The organism is Silanimonas algicola (assembly GCF_054777375.1).
Genome location: NZ_BAAHAS010000002.1, coordinates 895,616 through 912,715 on the forward strand (window position 1 = coordinate 895,616; position 17,100 = coordinate 912,715).

Here is a 17,100-nt window from a genome sequence, read left to right on the forward strand (position 1 = left end):
GCGGGGCCGCAGTCTACGCGAGTCGCAGCCCGAACCCGACCCCTCGCGCCAAGGCATCGAAGCCCGGGAAGGAGGTGGCGACGTTAGCGACGTCGTCGATCCGTACCTCGCCGGACGCGCATTGCGCGGCGATGGCGAGGCTCATCGCGATGCGATGGTCGCCGCGGCTGTCGGCCTGCCCGCCGCGGAGTCGCCCCTGTCGCGAATCGGCCGACGTGGCCGAGCCATTCGCCGTGAAGCCGCTGCCGGTGATGACGGCACCATCGGGCGCTTCGTCGATGACCGCCCCGAGCGCGCGAAGGCCCGCCGCCATCACGGCGATGCGGTCGGACTCCTTCACCCGGAGCTCGGCCGCACCACTGACGACGGTCGTCCCTTCGGCGAGTGCCGCGGCGGTGAACAGGGCCGGGAACTCGTCGATCATGTCCGGTACCAGCGCTTCCGGGATCGCCGCGCCCCGCAGTCGGGCGGCCCGGACTTCGATGTCCGCCACCGGCTCGCCGCCCTGCTCGCCCGCCGGACGAACCGTGAGGTCGGCGCCCATCAGGCGCAGGGCGTCGAGCAGGCCTGTGCGGCGCGGGTTCACGCCGACCCGTTCGAGCACCAGGTGCGACCCGGGGATGACGCTCGCCGCCACGAGGAAAAAGGCGGCCGAGCTGAAATCGGCCGGGACGTCGACCGAGGTGGCCGTGAGCGTCCGGCCGGGTCGCAGGGTGGCGATGCCCGGGGCGAAATCGATGTCGGCACCGAAGGCCGAGAGCATCCGCTCGGTGTAGTCGCGGGTCGGGTGCGGCTCGCGCACCGTGGTCGAGCCATCGGCGTACAAGCCCGCCAGCAGGATCGCCGACTTCACCTGCGCGCTGGCCACAGGGCATTCATAATCAATGCCTTGCAAGACATTCTTCGCGTGGATTCGCAGCGGCGGAAAGCCGCCTTCGCTGTCGATCCGGGCGCCCATGCGGGCCAACGGGTCGATCACGCGGCGCATGGGCCGCTTGCTCAAGGACGCATCGCCGACGAGCGTGCTCTCGAAGGCCTGCCCGGCGAGCAACCCGGCCAGCAGTCGCATGCCGGTACCGGCATTGCCGCAATCCAAGGGCCCGGCGGCGGCTCGGAGGCCGTGCAGGCCCACGCCGTGCACGAGACGCTCCCCCTCGCCCGGCTCCTCGATCCGGACACCGAGGCGCTGCAGGATGGCGGCCGTGGCGCGGGTGTCCTCGCCTTCGAGGAAGCCCGTGATCCGGGTGCGGCCCTCGGCCAAGGCGCCGAGCATCACCGAGCGGTGCGACACGGACTTGTCCCCGGGGACGCGGAGCCGCCCCGTCAGCGGACGGCCCGCGGCAGCGACCCAGGCCGCGCTGCCGCCGCTCATGCGGACGCTCCCGCGCCGGGCGCCGTCAGTCCGGCTTCAGCCATCACGGCATCCAGCGCCTTCAATAGGCGGGCGTTCTGCTCGACTTTGCCCACGGTGATGCGAAGGCACTGCGGCAAGCCGTAGCCGCGCATGGGCCGCACCACGATGTCGCGGGCCAGCAGGCCGCGGTCGATGGTGGCAGCGGTCTCGGGCGTTCCGAAGTCCACCAACAGGAAGTTGGTCTGCGACGGGTGGACGAACCAGCTGCGGCCCTTGAGCTCGATGGCCAGGGCCTCGCGGTTACCGGCCGTCTCGTGGAGCACGGTGGCGATATGCGCCTCGTCCTTCAGGGCCGCGGCGGCGGCGGCGAGACCGGGGCTGTTGACGTTGAAGCTCTCCCGCACGCGCTCCATGACCGCCACCACCCCCGGGTCGGCGATCAGCACGCCGACCCGGAGCGCGGCGAGGCCGTGCAACTTCGAAAAGGTGCGCGTCACCAATAGATTCGGGTACTTAGGCAATAAAGTTAAGGCGGATTGACAACCCGGCTGGGCAAGGAACTCCCCGTAAGCCTCGTCGACGACCAACAACGTGTCCGGACCGATGGCCTGGAGCAGGCGTTCGATCTGGGCCGTCGTCAGCCAGGTGCCCGTGGGGTTGTTCGGGTTGGCCAGCATCACCAGGCCGTGGGCCGGCGTCAGGGCGGCGATCATCGCGTCGATGTCGTGGCCGCGCGGCTGGGACGGGTGGTCCTTCGGCAGCGCGTCGACCACGTCGAGCCGCGCGTTGGCCGCCTGCGCCGCCAGCGGGTAGACGGCGAAGCAGTAGCGCGACGCCAGCACCGGGCGCTCCGGCCCGGCGAACACCTGCGCGATCTGCATCAAGAGTTCGTGGGTGCCGTTGCCGAGCAGCAGTTGCTCGCGCTCCACCCCGAACGCGTCCGCCAGCGCGTGCTTCAGCACGCCGCCGCGCGGATCCGGGTAGAGCTCGAGCGTGTCGAGCTCGGACCGCAGCGCCGCCATCGCCAGCAGGCTGGGGCCCCAAGCGCTCTCGTTCCCGCCGAGTTCAAGCAGGCCCAGCTCACCGGCCCGGTTTCGCAGGTCAACGATGTCGTGGCCGGGGTCGTAGCTGGCCAGACCCCGGATCCCAGGGCTGGCGAGCGCGCTGAAGTCGCGGGCCGGCGCGCGGGCTCCCGCCTCCGTCAGGACGTCCGCCATCAGAGCACCGCCACCGGGTAGGAACCGAGGATCTTCACCGTGGAGGCGAACGCGCCGAGCTGCTGAAGGGCCGCCTGCATCTCCGGCTGGTCGACGTGGCCAGAGACGTCGATGAAGAACGCGTACTCCCAGCGCCGCGTGTGCGCCGGGCGCGACTCGATGCGGTTCAGCGACAGGCCGACGTCGGCGAAGGGCTTGAGGATGCCGAACAGCGCACCGGGCTGGTCGTTCACGAAGACCAGCAGAGACGTGCGGTCGTGGCCGCAGGTCGGGAGCAGCTCGCGGCCGAGCACAAGGAAGCGGGTGGTGTTGTCGGCACGGTCGTTGGCCGGACCGGCGATCGTCTTCAGGCCATACACGTGGCCAGCGGACTCACCGGCCAGGGCCGCGGCGTCATCGGCGTTGCGCGCGCGGCGCGCGGCGTCGGCATTGCTCGGCGTCGGCACCAGTTCGGCCTTGGGCAGGTTGGCCCGCAGCCAAGCCTTGCACTGGGCGAGGGACTGCGGGTGGGCGTAGACGCGCTCGATGTCCTCGATGCGCCCGGTGCGCCCCAGCAGGTACTGGTGGATGCCCAGTTCGACCTCGCCGCAGATCTTCAGCGAGGAGGTCAGGAACATGTCGAGCGTGGACTGGATGGTGCCCTGCCCGGAATTCTCGACCGGCACCACGCCGAAGTCGGCGTTGCCCGCCTCGACCTCCTGGAACACCTCTTCGATGCTCGCCAGCGGCAAGCCCTTGGCCGAATGGCCGAAGTGCTTGTGCACCGCCTGCTGCGAGAAGGTGCCCTCCGGCCCGAGGTAACCGACCTTCAGCGGCTCCTGCTGCGCGAGGCAGGCCGACATGATCTCGCGGAACAGGCGCACCAGCACCTCGTCCGCCAGCGGGCCTTCGTTGCGATCGATGACGCGGCGCAGGACCTGCGCCTCGCGCTCGGGGCGGTAGTAGTCGACGGCCGCCTTGAGCGGCCCTTTGGCGCGCCCCACCTGCTGCGCCCAGCGGGCGCGCTCGGCGATCAGCTGCTGGATCGTTTCGTCGATCCCGTCGATGCGGGCCCGGACCTGGCCAAGGTCGAGCGGCGCGCCGCCTTCCCCAGCCGGTACCTGTGGTTCGTCAGCCATGGCTCACCCGTGCCGCTTGGCGAAGTCGCCCATGAAATCGACCAACGCAGCGACCGCCTCGTAAGGCAGCGCGTTGTAGATCGAGGCGCGCATGCCGCCGAGGTCGCGGTGGCCTTTCAGCGCCAGCAAGCCGGCGGCCTCCGACTCCTTGAGGAAAGCGGCGTCGAGCGCGGCGTCCTTCAGCATGAAGGGCACGTTCATCAGCGATCGCGCGCCGGCCGCCACCGGGTTGCGGTAGAAGCCGCCGCTGCCGTCGATGGCCGCGTACAGGGCCTCGGCCTTGCGGCGGTTGTTGGCTTCGAAGGTGGCCAGGCCACCCTGTTCCAGCATCCACTCGAACACCAGGCCGGCAAGGTACCAGCTGAAGGTCGGCGGCGTGTTGAGCATCGAGCCCTGCTCGGCATGGGCCTTGTAGCTGAGGATCTTGGCGCGCGGCTGGCCAGTGCGCTCGAGCAGGTCCTTGCGGATGACCATCACCAGCAGGCCGGAGGGACCGATGTTCTTCTGCGCCCCGGCGTAGATGACGCCGTACTTCGAAACATCGATCGGGCGCGAGAGGATCGACGAACTGAAGTCGGCGACCAGCGGCACGCCGCCGGTCTCGATCGCATCCGGGAACTCCACGCCGTGGATGGTCTCGTTGGCGGCGACATGCACGAACGCGGCCGACGGGTCGAGGGCATAGCTGCCGGGCGCCGGCAGCGTGGTGTATTGGCTGGCGGCCGTGTCAGCGACGACGTTCACGGCGCAATGCGCCTTGCCCTCGCTGGCGGCCTTCTTGCTCCAGGCGCCGGTGACCAGGTAATCGGCCCGCTGGCCCGGCGCCGCAAGGTTCATCGGCAGCAGGGCGAAGTGCGTCGTGGCACCGCCCTGGAGGAAGAGCACCGCATAGTCGTCGGGAATGCCCATCAGCGTCCGGAGGTCGGCCTCGGCCTTTTCCGCGACCGCGATGAACGCCTTGCCGCGATGCGACACCTCCATCACCGACGCGCGCTCGCCACCCCACTCCAGCAGTTCGGCCTGCGCCCGGCGCAGCACCGGCTCCGGAAGCACCGCCGGACCGGCACTGAAATTGAATCCCCGCGACATCACCGCACCTCCCTTGAACGAAAAATCGACGCTAGCACGCGTCGACCGCCGATCGACAGTAGAGAAGGCGATTAGAGTCGAATGTCGAAATGCCCGTCAGGGCATCGTCTCCCAGGGGCACTCAAGCCTTCGGCGCGTAGACGAAGAACGCGGTCAAGGCGGCCGCCAGGGCGGCCGCGGCGGCAACGAGCAGATACAAGCCAGTGAAGTCGCGCTTCCTCGGCGGGACGGCGGAGGATGAGGGCGCCGGGGCGCCGAGTGAGGTCAGGGCACCCATCGCCGCCACGTGCCGCCGAACCGGCGGCGGCGTTCCGCCGTCGCCTCCCTCCCGGCCCCACCCAGGCGCCTCGAGCACGAACCGCTGGTCGCCAATCTCGATCTGGTCGCCTTGGTACAGGAGCGCACTGCGCACCGCATGGCCATTGACTCGCACCACGGCGGCGGGAGATAGCGTGCGCAGCACCACGCCACCGCCTTCGACGTCAAGCTGCGCGTGGCGATCCTGCAAGCCCGGACCATCGATGCGGACGTCACTGCCCGCCCCACGCCCCAGAATGCGCGCTGAGGACAGCGACAACGAACGACCGAACCAAGGACCGCTGAGCCCGCGTAGCGACGCTTTGGCACCTCCGGGGAGGGAAGGATCCTCGCTGGCACGCCGACGCGGCGGGGGGGCGGGTCTCGGGGGCGCGGGAGGCGGCTCGTCGGACTCGAACCGGACGTGGACGCCGGCGAGGCAGACAAGGTCGCCCGCACGCAGGAAGGCGATGCGTTTCACCGGCCGCGCATTGACGACCACCGTCGCACCCTGGGGAACGGTGAGCCAATTTCCTCTACGCCCGGTCGCGAACACGGCGTGCAGCGGAGCAAGCCCTGCGATGGTGACGGTTGTCCCGCCTCCCGCGGCACTTCCCACGCCCACCTGTCCATGTTCGAGATTGACGGCGGCGTGCTCGCCGTTCGGGAACGTCAGTCGCATCGGGCCTCCTGCGCGGCGAAAGGTAGCACAGGCATCAGCGACTGGCCGGCGCGGCATGGCATGGCACAGAATCGCGGGCCAGGAGGGCCCCATGACCGACATCGACATCCACCGCAACCACCGCGTGCCTCTCAAGGAGGCCAAGGCGCGGGTCGAACGCATCGCGGAACGCATTGCCGAACGCTTCGACGTGGCCTACGGCTGGAAAGGCAACACGTTGCAATTCAGCCGAAGCGGCGTCGACGGCCAGATCGCGGTAACGGCGAAGGACGTCAGGGTGATGGTAAGGCTGGGCTTCCTGCTGTTCGCGCTGAAGGGGTCCATCGAAAGGGAAGTGGACCGTGTGATCGACGAGCAGTTCCGCTGACCCCGTCGCCGACCCCACGGAAGCGGCCCTGTCAGTGGCCGAATGGTTCGGCATGACCGGCGAAGAGTCGCCGGCTGACCTCGCCCTCGCCCCGGGCGACGCGCTCGAGGAACGGCTCGGCACCCTCAAGCTTCGCGAACGCGTCGAAGCCGCGCTCGAGGAACCCTTGCAACTCGGACAAGCCGGCCGCGCGCGCCGGAAGGCGCGAAGCACGCAGCAGGCGGTGCACGCCATGGCGCCGCACCGCGGCATCGAGGCTGCGTCCGACCGCGACGACCAGCGCGATCTGGCGCTGCCGCAGCCGCGGCTGGCCTGCCTCGCGATAGAGCTCGCCATACCGGACGGCATCAAGCCTCGCCCAGCGGCGACGGTCCATGGCCCGCACCATGCGGAGATCGAGCGCATGGCTCAGCACGTGCAGTTCGATCGCATCGCGGGCAGCGCGCAGCATGGTGTCCGGCAGCAAATGCACCATGACGGGCATGATCCGGTCGACGTCTCGATCTCGGCCGCTGAAGTCACGATCGGCATACAGATCGCTGAGGAAGAACCGGGCAGCCGCGTGCATCCGCGGATCGGCGAGCACGTCCGCGAAGCTTGCTTCAAGGCGCTGCGATTGCCAGGACCGAAGCACGGCAAGGCGCGGGGACGCGTTTTCGCGGTGGTCCGGGCGGAATGCGTCCGAGCGCCACTGCAAGCGACGTGCGATCGCCGATTTGAGGCGGGCGCGATGGTGGGTGTCGTCGATCATGGCGACAGTGAGCCTAGGGGTGCCCGATCATGCAGCCGACCCCGTGCCTGCGCCAGAACGGGACGCCGGGTTCGCGGGTAGAATCGGACGCCACCGGCCGCAGCCACGATCCCATGCTCGTCGTCCAACCCGCCAAGCCCCGCACGCCCAGCAAAGGCCGGATCGGCCTCGCCATCGCCGGCGGCGGCCCCACGGGCGGGATGTATGAGCTTGGCGCCCTGCGAGCCCTCGACAGGGCGATCGAGGGCCTCGACCTGACCCGCCTTGACTGCTATGTCGGCGTGAGCTCGGGCGCCTTCATCGCGGCTGGGCTGGTCAACCGCCTCAGTACCGAGGAAATGTGCCGAGTCTTCCTGACCGGTGATGCAGACGTCCACTTCAGACCGGAAATCTTCCTGAAACCCGCGTTCGGCGAGTACCTCCGGCGCGCCGCCGGCGCCCCCGGGCTCCTGCTGAACTGGGCCCGGGAGTCGCTTGCCGACCCGATCAACGCATCGCTGGGCGAGCTGCTCACGCGCATGGGCGGGGTGATCCCCAACGGCCTGTTCGACAACGCGGGCGTGGAAGGCTTCCTGCGCCATCTGTTCACCACGCAGGGACGCAGCAACGACTTCCGCGAGCTCGACCGGCCGCTCTACGTGATCGCCGTCGACCTCGATAGCGGCAAAGCCGTGCGCTTCGGTTCGCGCGACTGGGACGACGTCCCGATCTCGCGCGCCGTGCAGGCCAGTGCAGCCCTGCCCGGCCTCTATCCGCCGGTGTGCATCCGCGACCACCACTTCGTCGACGGCGCCCTGCGCCGCACCATGCACGCGTCGGTGGCACTCGACAAAGGCATCGACCTCCTGCTTGGCGTGAACCCGTTCGTTCCATTCAACGCAAGCCGTGGCGGCAAGCGTCCGACCGGACTCGACCGCCTGGCAGAAGGCGGACTACCGGTCGTGCTGTCGCAGACGTTCCGCACGCTTCTGCAATCGCGGGTGCAGGTCGGGCTCGAAAAGTACGCCCGGCAGTACCCCGATACCGACCAGATCGTCATGGAGCCGGACGAGGATGACGGGGAGATGTTTTTCACCAGCGTGTTCAGCTACGACAACCGCGTCAAGGTATGCGAGTACGCCTTCCGCGCGACGCTGAAGGACCTCCGAGAACGCCGGGAGCAACTTGGCCCGATGTTCGCCCGCCATGGCCTCCGGCTGCGCGACGAGATCCTCGACGATCATCATCTGTCGATCCTCGACGGGGTGGGCCGCCGACGCCCGCAGACGGAAACCTCGGCGCGCCTCCGGCGTTCGCTCGACGACATCGAGGCGATGCTGCAGCGCGAGGCCCACCCCTCGAAGCATGAGGCGAAGCGCACACGTACCAACGCCCGAAAGCCACGTCCTTGAGCGCGTCACTGGTGTGAATGCTCTAGGCACGCTCCCGAGACTTCGGGCACATCACGCTCACCCCAAGGTGTAGGAAAGGCTCATGGCCAAGCTTAAAAAGTCGACCCGCAAGACCACCTCGGCAGCGGCGTCGCCCGCCGACCTCCAAGCCAAGGCCGAGCAACTCTCCCGCGGCCTCGCCGATTCGGCGCAGCAGATCTGGCTGGCCGGTATCGGCGCGTTCCAGCGCGCCCAGCACGAAGGTTCGAAGCTGTTCGACGCCCTCGTGAAGGAAGGCTCGACGATCGAAACCGCGACCCGCAAACTGGCCACCGGCCGCGTCGACGCGGTCCGCGATGCCGTCGAGGAGCGCGTGGGCACCGTGCGTGAACGGGCCGTCGATACGTGGGATCGTCTCGAGAAGGTGTTCGAGGAGCGCGTGCAACGCGCCCTCACCCGGCTCGGCGTGCCGAGCCGCGAGGACCTGATCGAGCTCACCGGGCGTGTCGACCAGCTCACCCGCGCCCTGAAGCAGCGCGGTGCAGCGCCGGCGGCGAAGCCGGTGAAGCAGGCCGGCAAGCCGGCGAAGCAGCCTGCGAAGGCGGCGAAGACGACCGCGAAGCCGAAGAAGCAGCCCAGTGCGAAGGCGGTCGCCAAGCCGGCCAAGGCGCGAAAGGCCGCGCTGGCGCCGATCGCCGCGCCGGACGCGCCACAGGGCTGATGCTTTTCCGGCCGCCCTTGCGCACGGGGCGCCCCGGATGACGATCCACTGACGACACGACGCCCTCGGGGCGTCGTGTTTTTTTGTGCACCGCGAGAGGCTACCCTCTCCCGAAACCCCAGCCACCACTGCCCATGTCCGTTGTCGTCTCGATCCTTATTGCCCTGTCGGTCGCCGTTGCCCTTGTGCTGGTCAGCCGACTCTGGTTCGATCGATTCCAGAAGCGGGCCCACGCGCAACGGATCGGCATCGAGGTCCTTGACACCCGCCGCTGGCGCGAGGCCCTCGACCTCCTCGTCCAAGCCTTGGCCAGCGAGGGCTACACCCAGGCCGCAGAGCCGACCGGTCCGAGCGGCATGCCCTTGGCGGAACGCCACCTGATGCGGGACGGCAGCCGGGTGCTGCTCATCTACAAGCACGGCACCAGCTACCGCATTGGCGCAACGGCCCTCTTGGACGCCGAACGCAGGCGTCAGGAAGCGGAGCAGGACGAAGTCATCATCGCCACCTTGGGAAGCGTCGATCGCGACGCACTCCCCCAAGCCACGCGCATGAAGGTCACTTGCCTGGACGGCACGACGGTGTGGACGAAAGTCCGCGAAGTCCTCGACCCCACCGCGCGCGATGGCGTCGCTGCGGAAGCCGAGGCGCTCGTCGAGCGCCCGAGGCGCCTCGCCGGCGTCGCTGCGGCCGTCCTTGGCCTTGCCATCGTGTTCTGGGGAGCGGGCTTGAACGAAATGCCGCTGGGCTTCTCTGCTCAGACGAACGCGCCACCGCCCATGGTTACGACGCCTAGCCCGGCGCCAGGACGCACGACGATCCCGCAGGAAACCAAGGGCGGTCCCATGTCCACAACAAACGCCGCTGGCGACGTCGGCGACGCGCAGCGGCGCGCCCTGGCCGCCAAGGCCATCACCGCACTGCCCGAGGTCGAACGCGCGAGCTGGTCCAGCGCCAGTACGATGGTTATCGGTTTGCGTCCGCGCGTCAGCGTCGATCTCGGCGTCGAGAAGACCTGTGCGCTGGCGCCCGAACACCCCGTACTCCGGGACGTCCGACTGCAGATGGAAGCGAACGGTGGCTCCGACGTTCGTTGGCGCCGGTGCACGTGACGAATGCAAGTCCTCGACGAATGAGGAGGGCCCGCTCGCGCGGGCCTTCGTCATTGTGCAGCTTCCGGTTTGCTTACCAGTGCACGCCCCGCATCAGCGCGGCGAAGGCGATCTGCTCGTTGGAGGGCTTCTCGCCCTCGCGCATGCCCTTGATGCCCTTCGCCGCGGCCGAATCGGGGAAGAGCTCGTAGGCGGTGTTCATCACGATCTCGTAGGCCTTCGGCGCCACCGAGTTCAGCACCGAGGCGAAGATGCCGAGCCGCGTCGCCACGCGGCTGGAGCGCGTGATCACCGCATCCACGATGAGATCCGCCGCCTCCTCCGGAGTGAGCGTCGGCACCGAGTCGTACATTTTCGTCGGCGCGATCATCGGCGTCTTCACCAGCGGCATGTTGATCGTGGTGAAGGCGATGTTCTTGCCCGACAGCTCGCCCTGCGCACAGCGGCTGAAGGCGTCAAGCGCGGCCTTCGAGGCCACGTAGGCCGAGAAACGCGGCGAATTGGCGAGCACGCCGATCGACGAAATGTTGATGATGTGGCCGCCACGGCGCTCGATCATCGCCGGCAGGACGCCCATGATGAGCCGCAAGCTGCCGAAGTAGTTGAGCTGCATCGTCCGCTCGAAATCGTGGAAGCGGTCGAAGCTGAGTTCGATCGAACGGCGGATGGAGCGGCCAGCGTTGTTGATCAGGATGTCGACCGGGCCGATCTCGGCCTGCACCTTCTGGATCAACTCGTCGCAGCTCGCGAGGTCGGTGAGGTCGGCGGTGTAGGCGAAGCACTGGCCGCCCTTCGCTTTGATCTCGTCGCGGGCCTTGAAGAGCTCTTCCTCGCCACGGGCGACGATGACCACCTTGGCGCCGGCATCGGCGATCTTATGGGCCGCCGCCAAGCCGATGCCCGACGAGCCGCCGGTGATGAGCACGACGCGGTTCTCGACCTTGCCGCGCAGCGAGCGGTCGATGAACAGGTCCGGATCGAGATGGCGCTCCCAGTAGTCCCACAGGCGCCAGGCATAGGACTCGAGCTTCGGCACGGTGATGCCGCTGCCCTTCAGCGCGCGCTCGACCTCGCGGGTGTCGAAGCGCGTCGGGTAGGTGATGTATCCAAGCGCCTCGCGCGGGATCTTCAGGTCCTTCAGCACGGCCCTCGAGAACCGCTGGACCGGCGGCAGGTTCTTGATCGCGCTGCGGATGTAGCCGGGCACCACGGCGAACATGCGCGCATCGATGCGCATGCTCATTTCCGGCGCATGGGCGGCGCGGGCGAAGGTGTTCATCACCTCGCCGATGCGCTCCGGATTCGGGTCCACGAGGTGGAAGCACTTGCCATCGAGCCCACGCTTGTGGGCGATGTGGTCCATCGCATCCACCACGAAATCGACCGGCACAAGGTTGATCTTCCCGCCTTCGATACCGAGCGTCGGCACCCATTGCGGCAGGGTCTGCCGGATCTTCTTGATCAAGGTGAAGAGGTAGTACGGACCGTCGATCTTGTCGATCTCGCCCGTCTTGCTGTGGCCGATCACCACGCCGGGGCGGTAGATGCGGTAAGGCACGGGGCAGTTCGTGCGGACGAGTCCTTCGGACTCATGCTTGGTGCGGAAATAGGGATCGTTCAATCCCTCGGCCTCCTCGAACATGTCCTCGCGGAACACTCCGGGGTAGAGGCCGGCCGCCGCGATCGAGCTCGTGTGGTGGAAGCAGGCCGCCTTTACGGCCGCAGCGAACTCCATCGCGTGGCGGGTGCCTTCGACGTTCGCGATCCGCTGCGATTCGGCATCGGCCGTGAGATCGTAGATCGCCGCGAGGTGGAAGACATGTTTCACTTTGCCGGCCATCGCCTTCAACTGGGCCGCCGTGATGCCGAGCTTCGGCTTCGCGAGATCACCCACGACCGGCAGTACGCGCTTGCGATCCCATCCCATCCGGGCGGCGGTTTCGTCGAACTTCTTCTGCGACCCCTTGCGCACCAGCACATGGATCTGGCCCTTGCGCGCCAGCAGCTTGCTGACGAGGAACCGACCGATGAAGCCGGTGCCGCCGGTCACGAAATACGTCATGTCACCCTCTCCCCGGAACGACGAAAGACCCGGTCCCGCAAGGCCGCGGGACTCCGGGTTACGTTGCCAGAGGCGCAGGAAAACGACAAACGGTGGCGGCGCGTTGACCCGCCCCGGGGGGCGTGCTATCTCAGCGTTCGCCGCCAGCTCCGGATCGCCGCAATGCCCGACCTCAAGACCCAGTTCGAACAGGCCAAGGAGGCCGTGATGGCCTTGGCCGAACGCCCCGACAACGACACCCTGCTGCGCCTCTACGCGCTGTACAAGCAAGGCGCCGAAGGCGACGTCAACGGCGCCCGTCCCGGGTTCTTCGACTTCGTGGGCAATGCCAAGTACGAGGCCTGGGAGAAGCTCAAGGGCACCTCGCAGACGGACGCGATGAAGAAGTACGTCGACCTCGTGAAGAAACTCACGGCCTGACGACCGGACCACGCCTGCCCGATGGCCCCCCAGACCCGGCAACGGATCCTCGATTGCGCCTTGGCGATGTTCAACGCGCAGGGCGAGCCGAACGTGACCACGAACCACATTGCCGACGAGCTGGAGATCAGCCCGGGCAACCTGTATTACCACTTCCGCAACAAGGACGACATCATCGAGCAGCTGTTCGGCCGCTTCGAGGAGCGCATCGGCGAGGCGATGACCGTCCCCGAGGGTCGGCTACCGGGGTTGGAGGACATCTGGCTGCAGATGCACCTTGTCTTCGAGTGCATCTGGGACAACCGCTTCCTGTACCGCGACCTGGTCGACATCCTTAGTCGCAACCGGCGGCTGCGCATGCGCTTCGCACGCATCCTGAAACGTGCGACCGACAACGCGAGCTCGGTGATCCGGGGGTTGTCCCAGGCCGGCGTGTTGCGCGCATCGGCGGCCGAAATGGACGCGCTGGCGACCAACATCCTGCTGGTCGCCACGTTCTGGCTGAACTATGGCGCCGCGCGCGGCGACCAAGACGAAGAACGGTCGATTCGGCAGGGTATCGTCCAGATGATGATGCTGATCTCGCCGTTCCTGAGGGACGCCGAGCGCGTCCACCTGAACACGCTCAGCCAGGCCTATCAGGACTGACCGCCTCAGGCGCGGCGTCGCGCCTTCACCGCCGCCTTCTTCGCGACCGGACGCTTCACCGCCGCCTTGGTGGCACGTTTGGCCGGAGCCTTGGCCACGATCCTCGGCAGACCGACGCGAACGAGCAGCGGATTCAGACGCTTCGCCGCCTCCGCGACGCTCTGGACACGCGCCGCATCGAACTGGGCGCCGAGCTTGCCGGCCTCGCGCTGGATCGGGGCGATCCGCGAGCGCGCCGACTTGGCGAACTTCTTCACCTCGCTCCGCGCCGTGACCACGGCGGCGTCGGCGCCCGCGCGGAGGCGCTGCGGCACCATCGCGGCGTCGGCGACGAGGCGCTCGGCTTCGCGACGGGCCAGAACCGCCGCGCCGAGGCTGGCGAGGAAGACCGTGCGCGGCGTGACCGGCGCGGCGACGGCGCGCGGACGCGCGGTGCTGCGGCTACGGGTGCGGGAGGACGAACGTGCCATGGGACCACCGTGGGAATCGCGCCGGAATGGCGTCGGCGGGGAGTTTTGGTTCGCGCCGCAGAGCTTTCACACTAGACGAGACGGCAATATCGCCGCAGGCTTCGCGCTGGATCGAGGAGACCCGAACGATGGCGACGAAGAAGAAGTCCGGCTGGGCCGCCCTGCCCGCCAAGGCCCCGAAATTCGACTTCGCAGGCGATGCCTTGAAGAAGGCGTGGAAGGACTTGCACGCGGGCGACGCCGAGCCCTTCCCGGACGCGAAACGCGCCGCCGCCCTGCTCAAGTCGGCAGGCAAGGCCGCGCCCAAGGGACTCGACGCCGACGGCGTCGCAAGCCAGTTGCAGGAGGGGTGGCGCGCCTTCCATGAGGGCCGCTTCGAGGCCGCCCACGAAGCGGGCCATGCGCTGGGCGTGATCGGCGCGTCGCTCGCCACCAAGGCAATGGGCATCCACGCGGCGTACCTCGTCGATGACGAGGCGGAGCGCCTGCAGCGCTTCGAATTCGTCGTCGCGGTGGCCGAGCAGGCCGTCGACGCCCTGCCCGGCGAGGCCAACAGCCACTATCGCCGCGCCTTCGGCCTGGGACGCTACAGCCAGGGCATCAGCATCGTGAAGGCCCTGAAGCAAGGGCTGGCCGGCAAGGTGCGCGAGAGCTTGGACAAGACGCTGGCGATCGCGCCGGACCACGCCGAAGCGCGCCTCGCACTGGCGGTCTACCACGCCGAGATCGTGTCGAAAGTCGGCGGGCTCATCGGCGGCATGACCTACGGCGCCAAGGCGTCGGAGGCCGAGAAGCATCTCGCCGCCGCACTGAAGCTGACCCCGAAGTCCCCCGTAGCCCATCTCGAACAGGGCAACGTCGCGCTGCTGCTGCACGGTGCCAAAGGCGAGGATGCCGCGGCCGCCGCGTTCGAAACGGCAGCCGGCCTGAAGCCGCGCGATGCGATGGAGTGGCTGGACGCGCGGCACGCGGCGAGCCAGATCGAGTGACCGGTTCATCCGTCCCGCAAAGGGGCCCTTCGCCGGCCTCCGGCGCCATCGATGACCTCGGCCCGGTCGGCGTGGTCGGTCTCGGCTACGTCGGGCTGCCCGTCGCGGTCGCGTTCGGCCGCGTCGTCGACACTCTGGGCTTCGATGTCTCCGCGCGCCGCATCGAGGCCCTGCGGCGCGGCATCGACAGCACGGGCGAAGTCGAACGCGAGGAATGGGAGGCGGCCACGCGCCTTGTCGTGACCGACGATGCGACGGATCTCGGCCGCTGCCGGACCTTCATCGTCGCCGTCCCCACCCCGGTCGATGAGGCGAAACGCCCGGACCTAGGGGCGCTTCTGGCCGCCAGCCGCACCGTGGGGCGCGCGATGGCGCGAGGGGCGCTCGTGGTCTTCGAGTCCACCGTCTATCCGGGGGCCACCGAGGACGTCTGCGTGCCGGCGCTGGAGCAGAGCTCCGGGCTTCGCTTCAACGTCGATTTCCATGTCGGCTACAGCCCCGAACGCATCAACCCCGGGGACCGTTCGCGCCGGCTCAAGGACATTGTGAAAGTGACGTCCGGTTCCACGCCCGAGGCGGCCGAGCGCGTCGACCGCCTGTATCGCGCCGTCGTGACCGCCGGCACCCACCGGGCCCCCAGCCTCAAGGTCGCCGAGGCCGCCAAGGTCATCGAGAACACGCAGCGCGACCTCAACATCGCCCTGATGAACGAGCTGGCGACGCTGTTCGATCGCTTGGGCATCGACACGCTCGACGTGCTGGCCGCGGCCGGGACGAAGTGGAATTTCCTGCCGTTCCGGCCCGGCCTCGTCGGCGGGCACTGCATCGGGGTCGACCCCTATTACCTGACGCACAAGGCGCAGGCCGTCGGACACGCCCCGGAGGTCATCCTCGCGGGGCGCCGGATCAATGACGCGATGGGCGGCCACGTCGCCACCCGGGTGGCCCGCGGCCTCGGTAGGCGGGGCCTGCTCCGCCCGGGTGCGAAGGTCCTGGTTGCCGGCTTCACATTCAAGGAGAACTGCCCCGACCTGCGCAACACGCGGGTGGTGGACGTCATCCGCGGTCTCGAGGAGTTCGGGCTGACCGTCGACGTCTTCGATCCCATGGCTTCGGCGCAGGAGGCCCTCGACGAATACGGCATCGCCCTGCAGGCCGAATGGCCGGAGGGCCCCTACGCGGCGGCCGTGCTCGCCGTGCCGCACGCCGCCCTGCTAGCGCAGGGCGCGGCGCCGTTCCGCCATCGGCTCGAACCCCGCGGCGTCCTGTTCGACGTCCGGGGCGCCCTGCCCCGCGACGCGGTCGACGACCGGCTCTAACGGATCCACCCCATGCGCATCCTGATCACCGGCGCCGCCGGCTTCATCGGCTCGGCCCTCGCCCATCGCTTGCTGGACCGCGGCGACGAAGTCTTCGGCTACGACAACCTCAACGACTACTACGACGTCCGCCTGAAGCAGGCCCGGCTTGATCGCCTGACGCCGCGCCCCGGCTTCGCCTTCGTGAAGGCCTCGCTCGAGGACCGCGAGGCCCTGGATGCCGCGTTCGACGCCTTCAAGCCGCAGCGCGTGGTTAACCTCGCCGCCCAAGCCGGGGTGCGCTACTCGCTGGAGAACCCCCGCGCCTACATCGACGCGAACATCGTGGGCTTCCTCAACGTGCTGGAGGCCTGCCGCCACAAGGGCGTCGAGCATCTCGTCTACGCTTCCTCCAGCTCGGTCTACGGGAGCAACCGCAAGCTGCCCTTCGCCGTCGAGGACAGCGTCGACCACCCCGTCAGCCTCTATGCGGCCAGCAAGAAAGCCAACGAGCTGATGGCGCACACCTACAGCCACCTGTTCCGGCTGCCGAGCACCGGCCTGCGCTTCTTCACGGTGTATGGCCCCTGGGGCCGGCCTGACATGGCGCTGTTCCTGTTCACCAAGAAGATCCTCGCCGGCGAGCCGATCGACGTCTTCAACTTCGGCAGGCACACGCGCGATTTCACCTACATCGACGACATCGTCGAAGGCGTGATCCGCACGCTGGACCGCGTGCCCGGCCCCGACGCCGGCTTCGATCCGCTGGCCCCGACCCCGGCCACCAGCGCCGCGCCCTACCGCGTGTACAACATCGGCAACCACACGCCGGTGCAGCTCTCGCGCTACATCGAGTTGATCGAAGACGCCACGGGCAAGGCCGCGATCAAGAACCTGCTGCCGCTCCAGCCGGGCGACGTGCCCGACACGGAAGCCGAGGTCTCGGCACTGATGCGGGACACCGGCTACGCGCCGCAGACGCCCGTCGAGGTCGGGGTGCAGCGGTTCGTGGCCTGGTACCGCGACTTCTACCGGGCGTGATCCCGCGCGAGGCCGATCGGGGATCGATTCAGCCAAGTGCTTGATTCGCCGGAAAAGATGCCCCATACTCGCGCGCTTTCCGATCAACCCTTCC

The 17,100-nt window shown here is 68.4% G+C and carries 17 protein-coding genes; 9 read left to right on the forward strand and 8 right to left on the reverse strand.

What is annotated here, in order from left to right; translation table 11 throughout:
• Positions 1-13: 13 nt before the first annotated feature.
• The 5 genes from aroA to ACYVAK_RS09395 form a co-directional block, all read right to left on the reverse strand.
• On the reverse strand, positions 14-1,372 hold the full coding sequence (aroA, locus tag ACYVAK_RS09375; RefSeq protein WP_461060201.1) for a 3-phosphoshikimate 1-carboxyvinyltransferase: 1,359 nt from the start codon (positions 1,370-1,372) through the stop codon (positions 14-16).
• Entirely contained in the window at positions 1,369-2,571 is a 1,203-nt protein-coding gene (gene hisC / locus ACYVAK_RS09380; RefSeq protein ID WP_461060203.1) for a histidinol-phosphate transaminase, read from the reverse strand. Before hisC ends, aroA begins: the two co-directional genes overlap by 4 nt.
• On the reverse strand, positions 2,571-3,689 hold the full coding sequence (gene pheA / locus ACYVAK_RS09385; protein WP_461060205.1) for a prephenate dehydratase: 1,119 nt from the start codon (positions 3,687-3,689) through the stop codon (positions 2,571-2,573). The genes hisC and pheA overlap by 1 nt, the downstream gene beginning before the upstream one ends.
• A gap of 3 nt (positions 3,690-3,692) precedes the next feature.
• Positions 3,693-4,778: a 3-phosphoserine/phosphohydroxythreonine transaminase gene (serC, locus tag ACYVAK_RS09390; protein WP_461060207.1), complete on the reverse strand. Its 1,086-nt coding sequence runs from the start codon at positions 4,776-4,778 to the stop codon at positions 3,693-3,695.
• A 121-nt stretch (positions 4,779-4,899) separates the two neighbouring features.
• Positions 4,900-5,757 carry an FHA domain-containing protein gene (locus tag ACYVAK_RS09395; RefSeq protein WP_461060209.1) on the reverse strand — a complete coding sequence of 286 codons (858 nt, stop codon included), beginning with the start codon at positions 5,755-5,757 and terminating at the stop codon, positions 4,900-4,902.
• Between the two features lie 91 nt (positions 5,758-5,848).
• Between ACYVAK_RS09395 and ACYVAK_RS09400 the strand changes: the two genes are divergently transcribed.
• On the forward strand, positions 5,849-6,124 hold the full coding sequence (locus ACYVAK_RS09400; RefSeq protein WP_461060211.1) for a polyhydroxyalkanoic acid system family protein: 276 nt from the start codon (positions 5,849-5,851) through the stop codon (positions 6,122-6,124).
• A 31-nt stretch (positions 6,125-6,155) separates the two neighbouring features.
• Here ACYVAK_RS09400 and ACYVAK_RS09405 read toward each other — a convergent pair whose 3' ends face one another.
• Positions 6,156-6,875 (reverse strand): FFLEELY motif protein, encoded by a 720-nt coding sequence (locus ACYVAK_RS09405; RefSeq protein ID WP_461060213.1) that lies wholly within the window; start codon positions 6,873-6,875, stop codon positions 6,156-6,158.
• Positions 6,876-6,904: 29 nt separating this feature from the next.
• Here ACYVAK_RS09405 and ACYVAK_RS09410 point away from each other — a divergent pair, with 29 nt between their 5' ends.
• The 3 genes from ACYVAK_RS09410 to ACYVAK_RS09420 all read left to right on the forward strand — a co-directional run bounded on the left by ACYVAK_RS09410 (position 6,905) and on the right by ACYVAK_RS09420 (position 10,078).
• Complete coding sequence (locus tag ACYVAK_RS09410) at positions 6,905-8,266, forward strand: patatin-like phospholipase family protein (protein ID WP_461060215.1); 1,362 nt, start codon at positions 6,905-6,907, stop codon at positions 8,264-8,266.
• A gap of 82 nt (positions 8,267-8,348) precedes the next feature.
• A complete protein-coding gene (locus ACYVAK_RS09415) occupies positions 8,349-8,966 on the forward strand; it encodes a phasin family protein (protein WP_461060216.1) in 618 nt (205 codons plus the stop codon).
• Positions 8,967-9,100: 134 nt separating this feature from the next.
• Positions 9,101-10,078: a hypothetical protein gene (locus ACYVAK_RS09420; RefSeq protein ID WP_461060218.1), complete on the forward strand. Its 978-nt coding sequence runs from the start codon at positions 9,101-9,103 to the stop codon at positions 10,076-10,078.
• Between the two features lie 73 nt (positions 10,079-10,151).
• Here the strand turns inward: ACYVAK_RS09420 and ACYVAK_RS09425 are convergent, their stop codons facing one another.
• Positions 10,152-12,140 (reverse strand): SDR family oxidoreductase, encoded by a 1,989-nt coding sequence (locus ACYVAK_RS09425; RefSeq protein ID WP_461060220.1) that lies wholly within the window; start codon positions 12,138-12,140, stop codon positions 10,152-10,154.
• Between the two features lie 162 nt (positions 12,141-12,302).
• Between ACYVAK_RS09425 and ACYVAK_RS09430 the strand changes: the two genes are divergently transcribed.
• Positions 12,303-12,560, forward strand: a complete 258-nt coding sequence (locus ACYVAK_RS09430; protein ID WP_461060222.1) for an acyl-CoA-binding protein — start codon at positions 12,303-12,305, stop codon at positions 12,558-12,560.
• A gap of 21 nt (positions 12,561-12,581) precedes the next feature.
• Positions 12,582-13,208: a TetR/AcrR family transcriptional regulator gene (locus tag ACYVAK_RS09435; RefSeq protein ID WP_461060224.1), complete on the forward strand. Its 627-nt coding sequence runs from the start codon at positions 12,582-12,584 to the stop codon at positions 13,206-13,208.
• Positions 13,209-13,213: 5 nt separating this feature from the next.
• Here ACYVAK_RS09435 and ACYVAK_RS09440 read toward each other — a convergent pair whose 3' ends face one another.
• Positions 13,214-13,678 (reverse strand): hypothetical protein, encoded by a 465-nt coding sequence (locus ACYVAK_RS09440; protein ID WP_461060226.1) that lies wholly within the window; start codon positions 13,676-13,678, stop codon positions 13,214-13,216.
• A gap of 128 nt (positions 13,679-13,806) precedes the next feature.
• Between ACYVAK_RS09440 and ACYVAK_RS09445 the strand changes: the two genes are divergently transcribed.
• Genes ACYVAK_RS09445 through ACYVAK_RS09455 form a run of 3 tightly spaced genes read left to right on the forward strand, consistent with a single transcriptional unit; the run spans position 13,807 to position 17,006 of the window.
• On the forward strand, positions 13,807-14,667 hold the full coding sequence (locus ACYVAK_RS09445; RefSeq protein ID WP_461060228.1) for a hypothetical protein: 861 nt from the start codon (positions 13,807-13,809) through the stop codon (positions 14,665-14,667).
• A 47-nt stretch (positions 14,668-14,714) separates the two neighbouring features.
• Complete coding sequence (locus ACYVAK_RS09450; protein WP_461060544.1) at positions 14,715-15,986, forward strand: nucleotide sugar dehydrogenase; 1,272 nt, start codon at positions 14,715-14,717, stop codon at positions 15,984-15,986.
• 12 nt (positions 15,987-15,998) lie between these two features.
• A complete protein-coding gene (locus ACYVAK_RS09455) occupies positions 15,999-17,006 on the forward strand; it encodes an NAD-dependent epimerase (RefSeq protein ID WP_461060230.1) in 1,008 nt (335 codons plus the stop codon).
• Positions 17,007-17,100 lie beyond the last annotated feature (94 nt).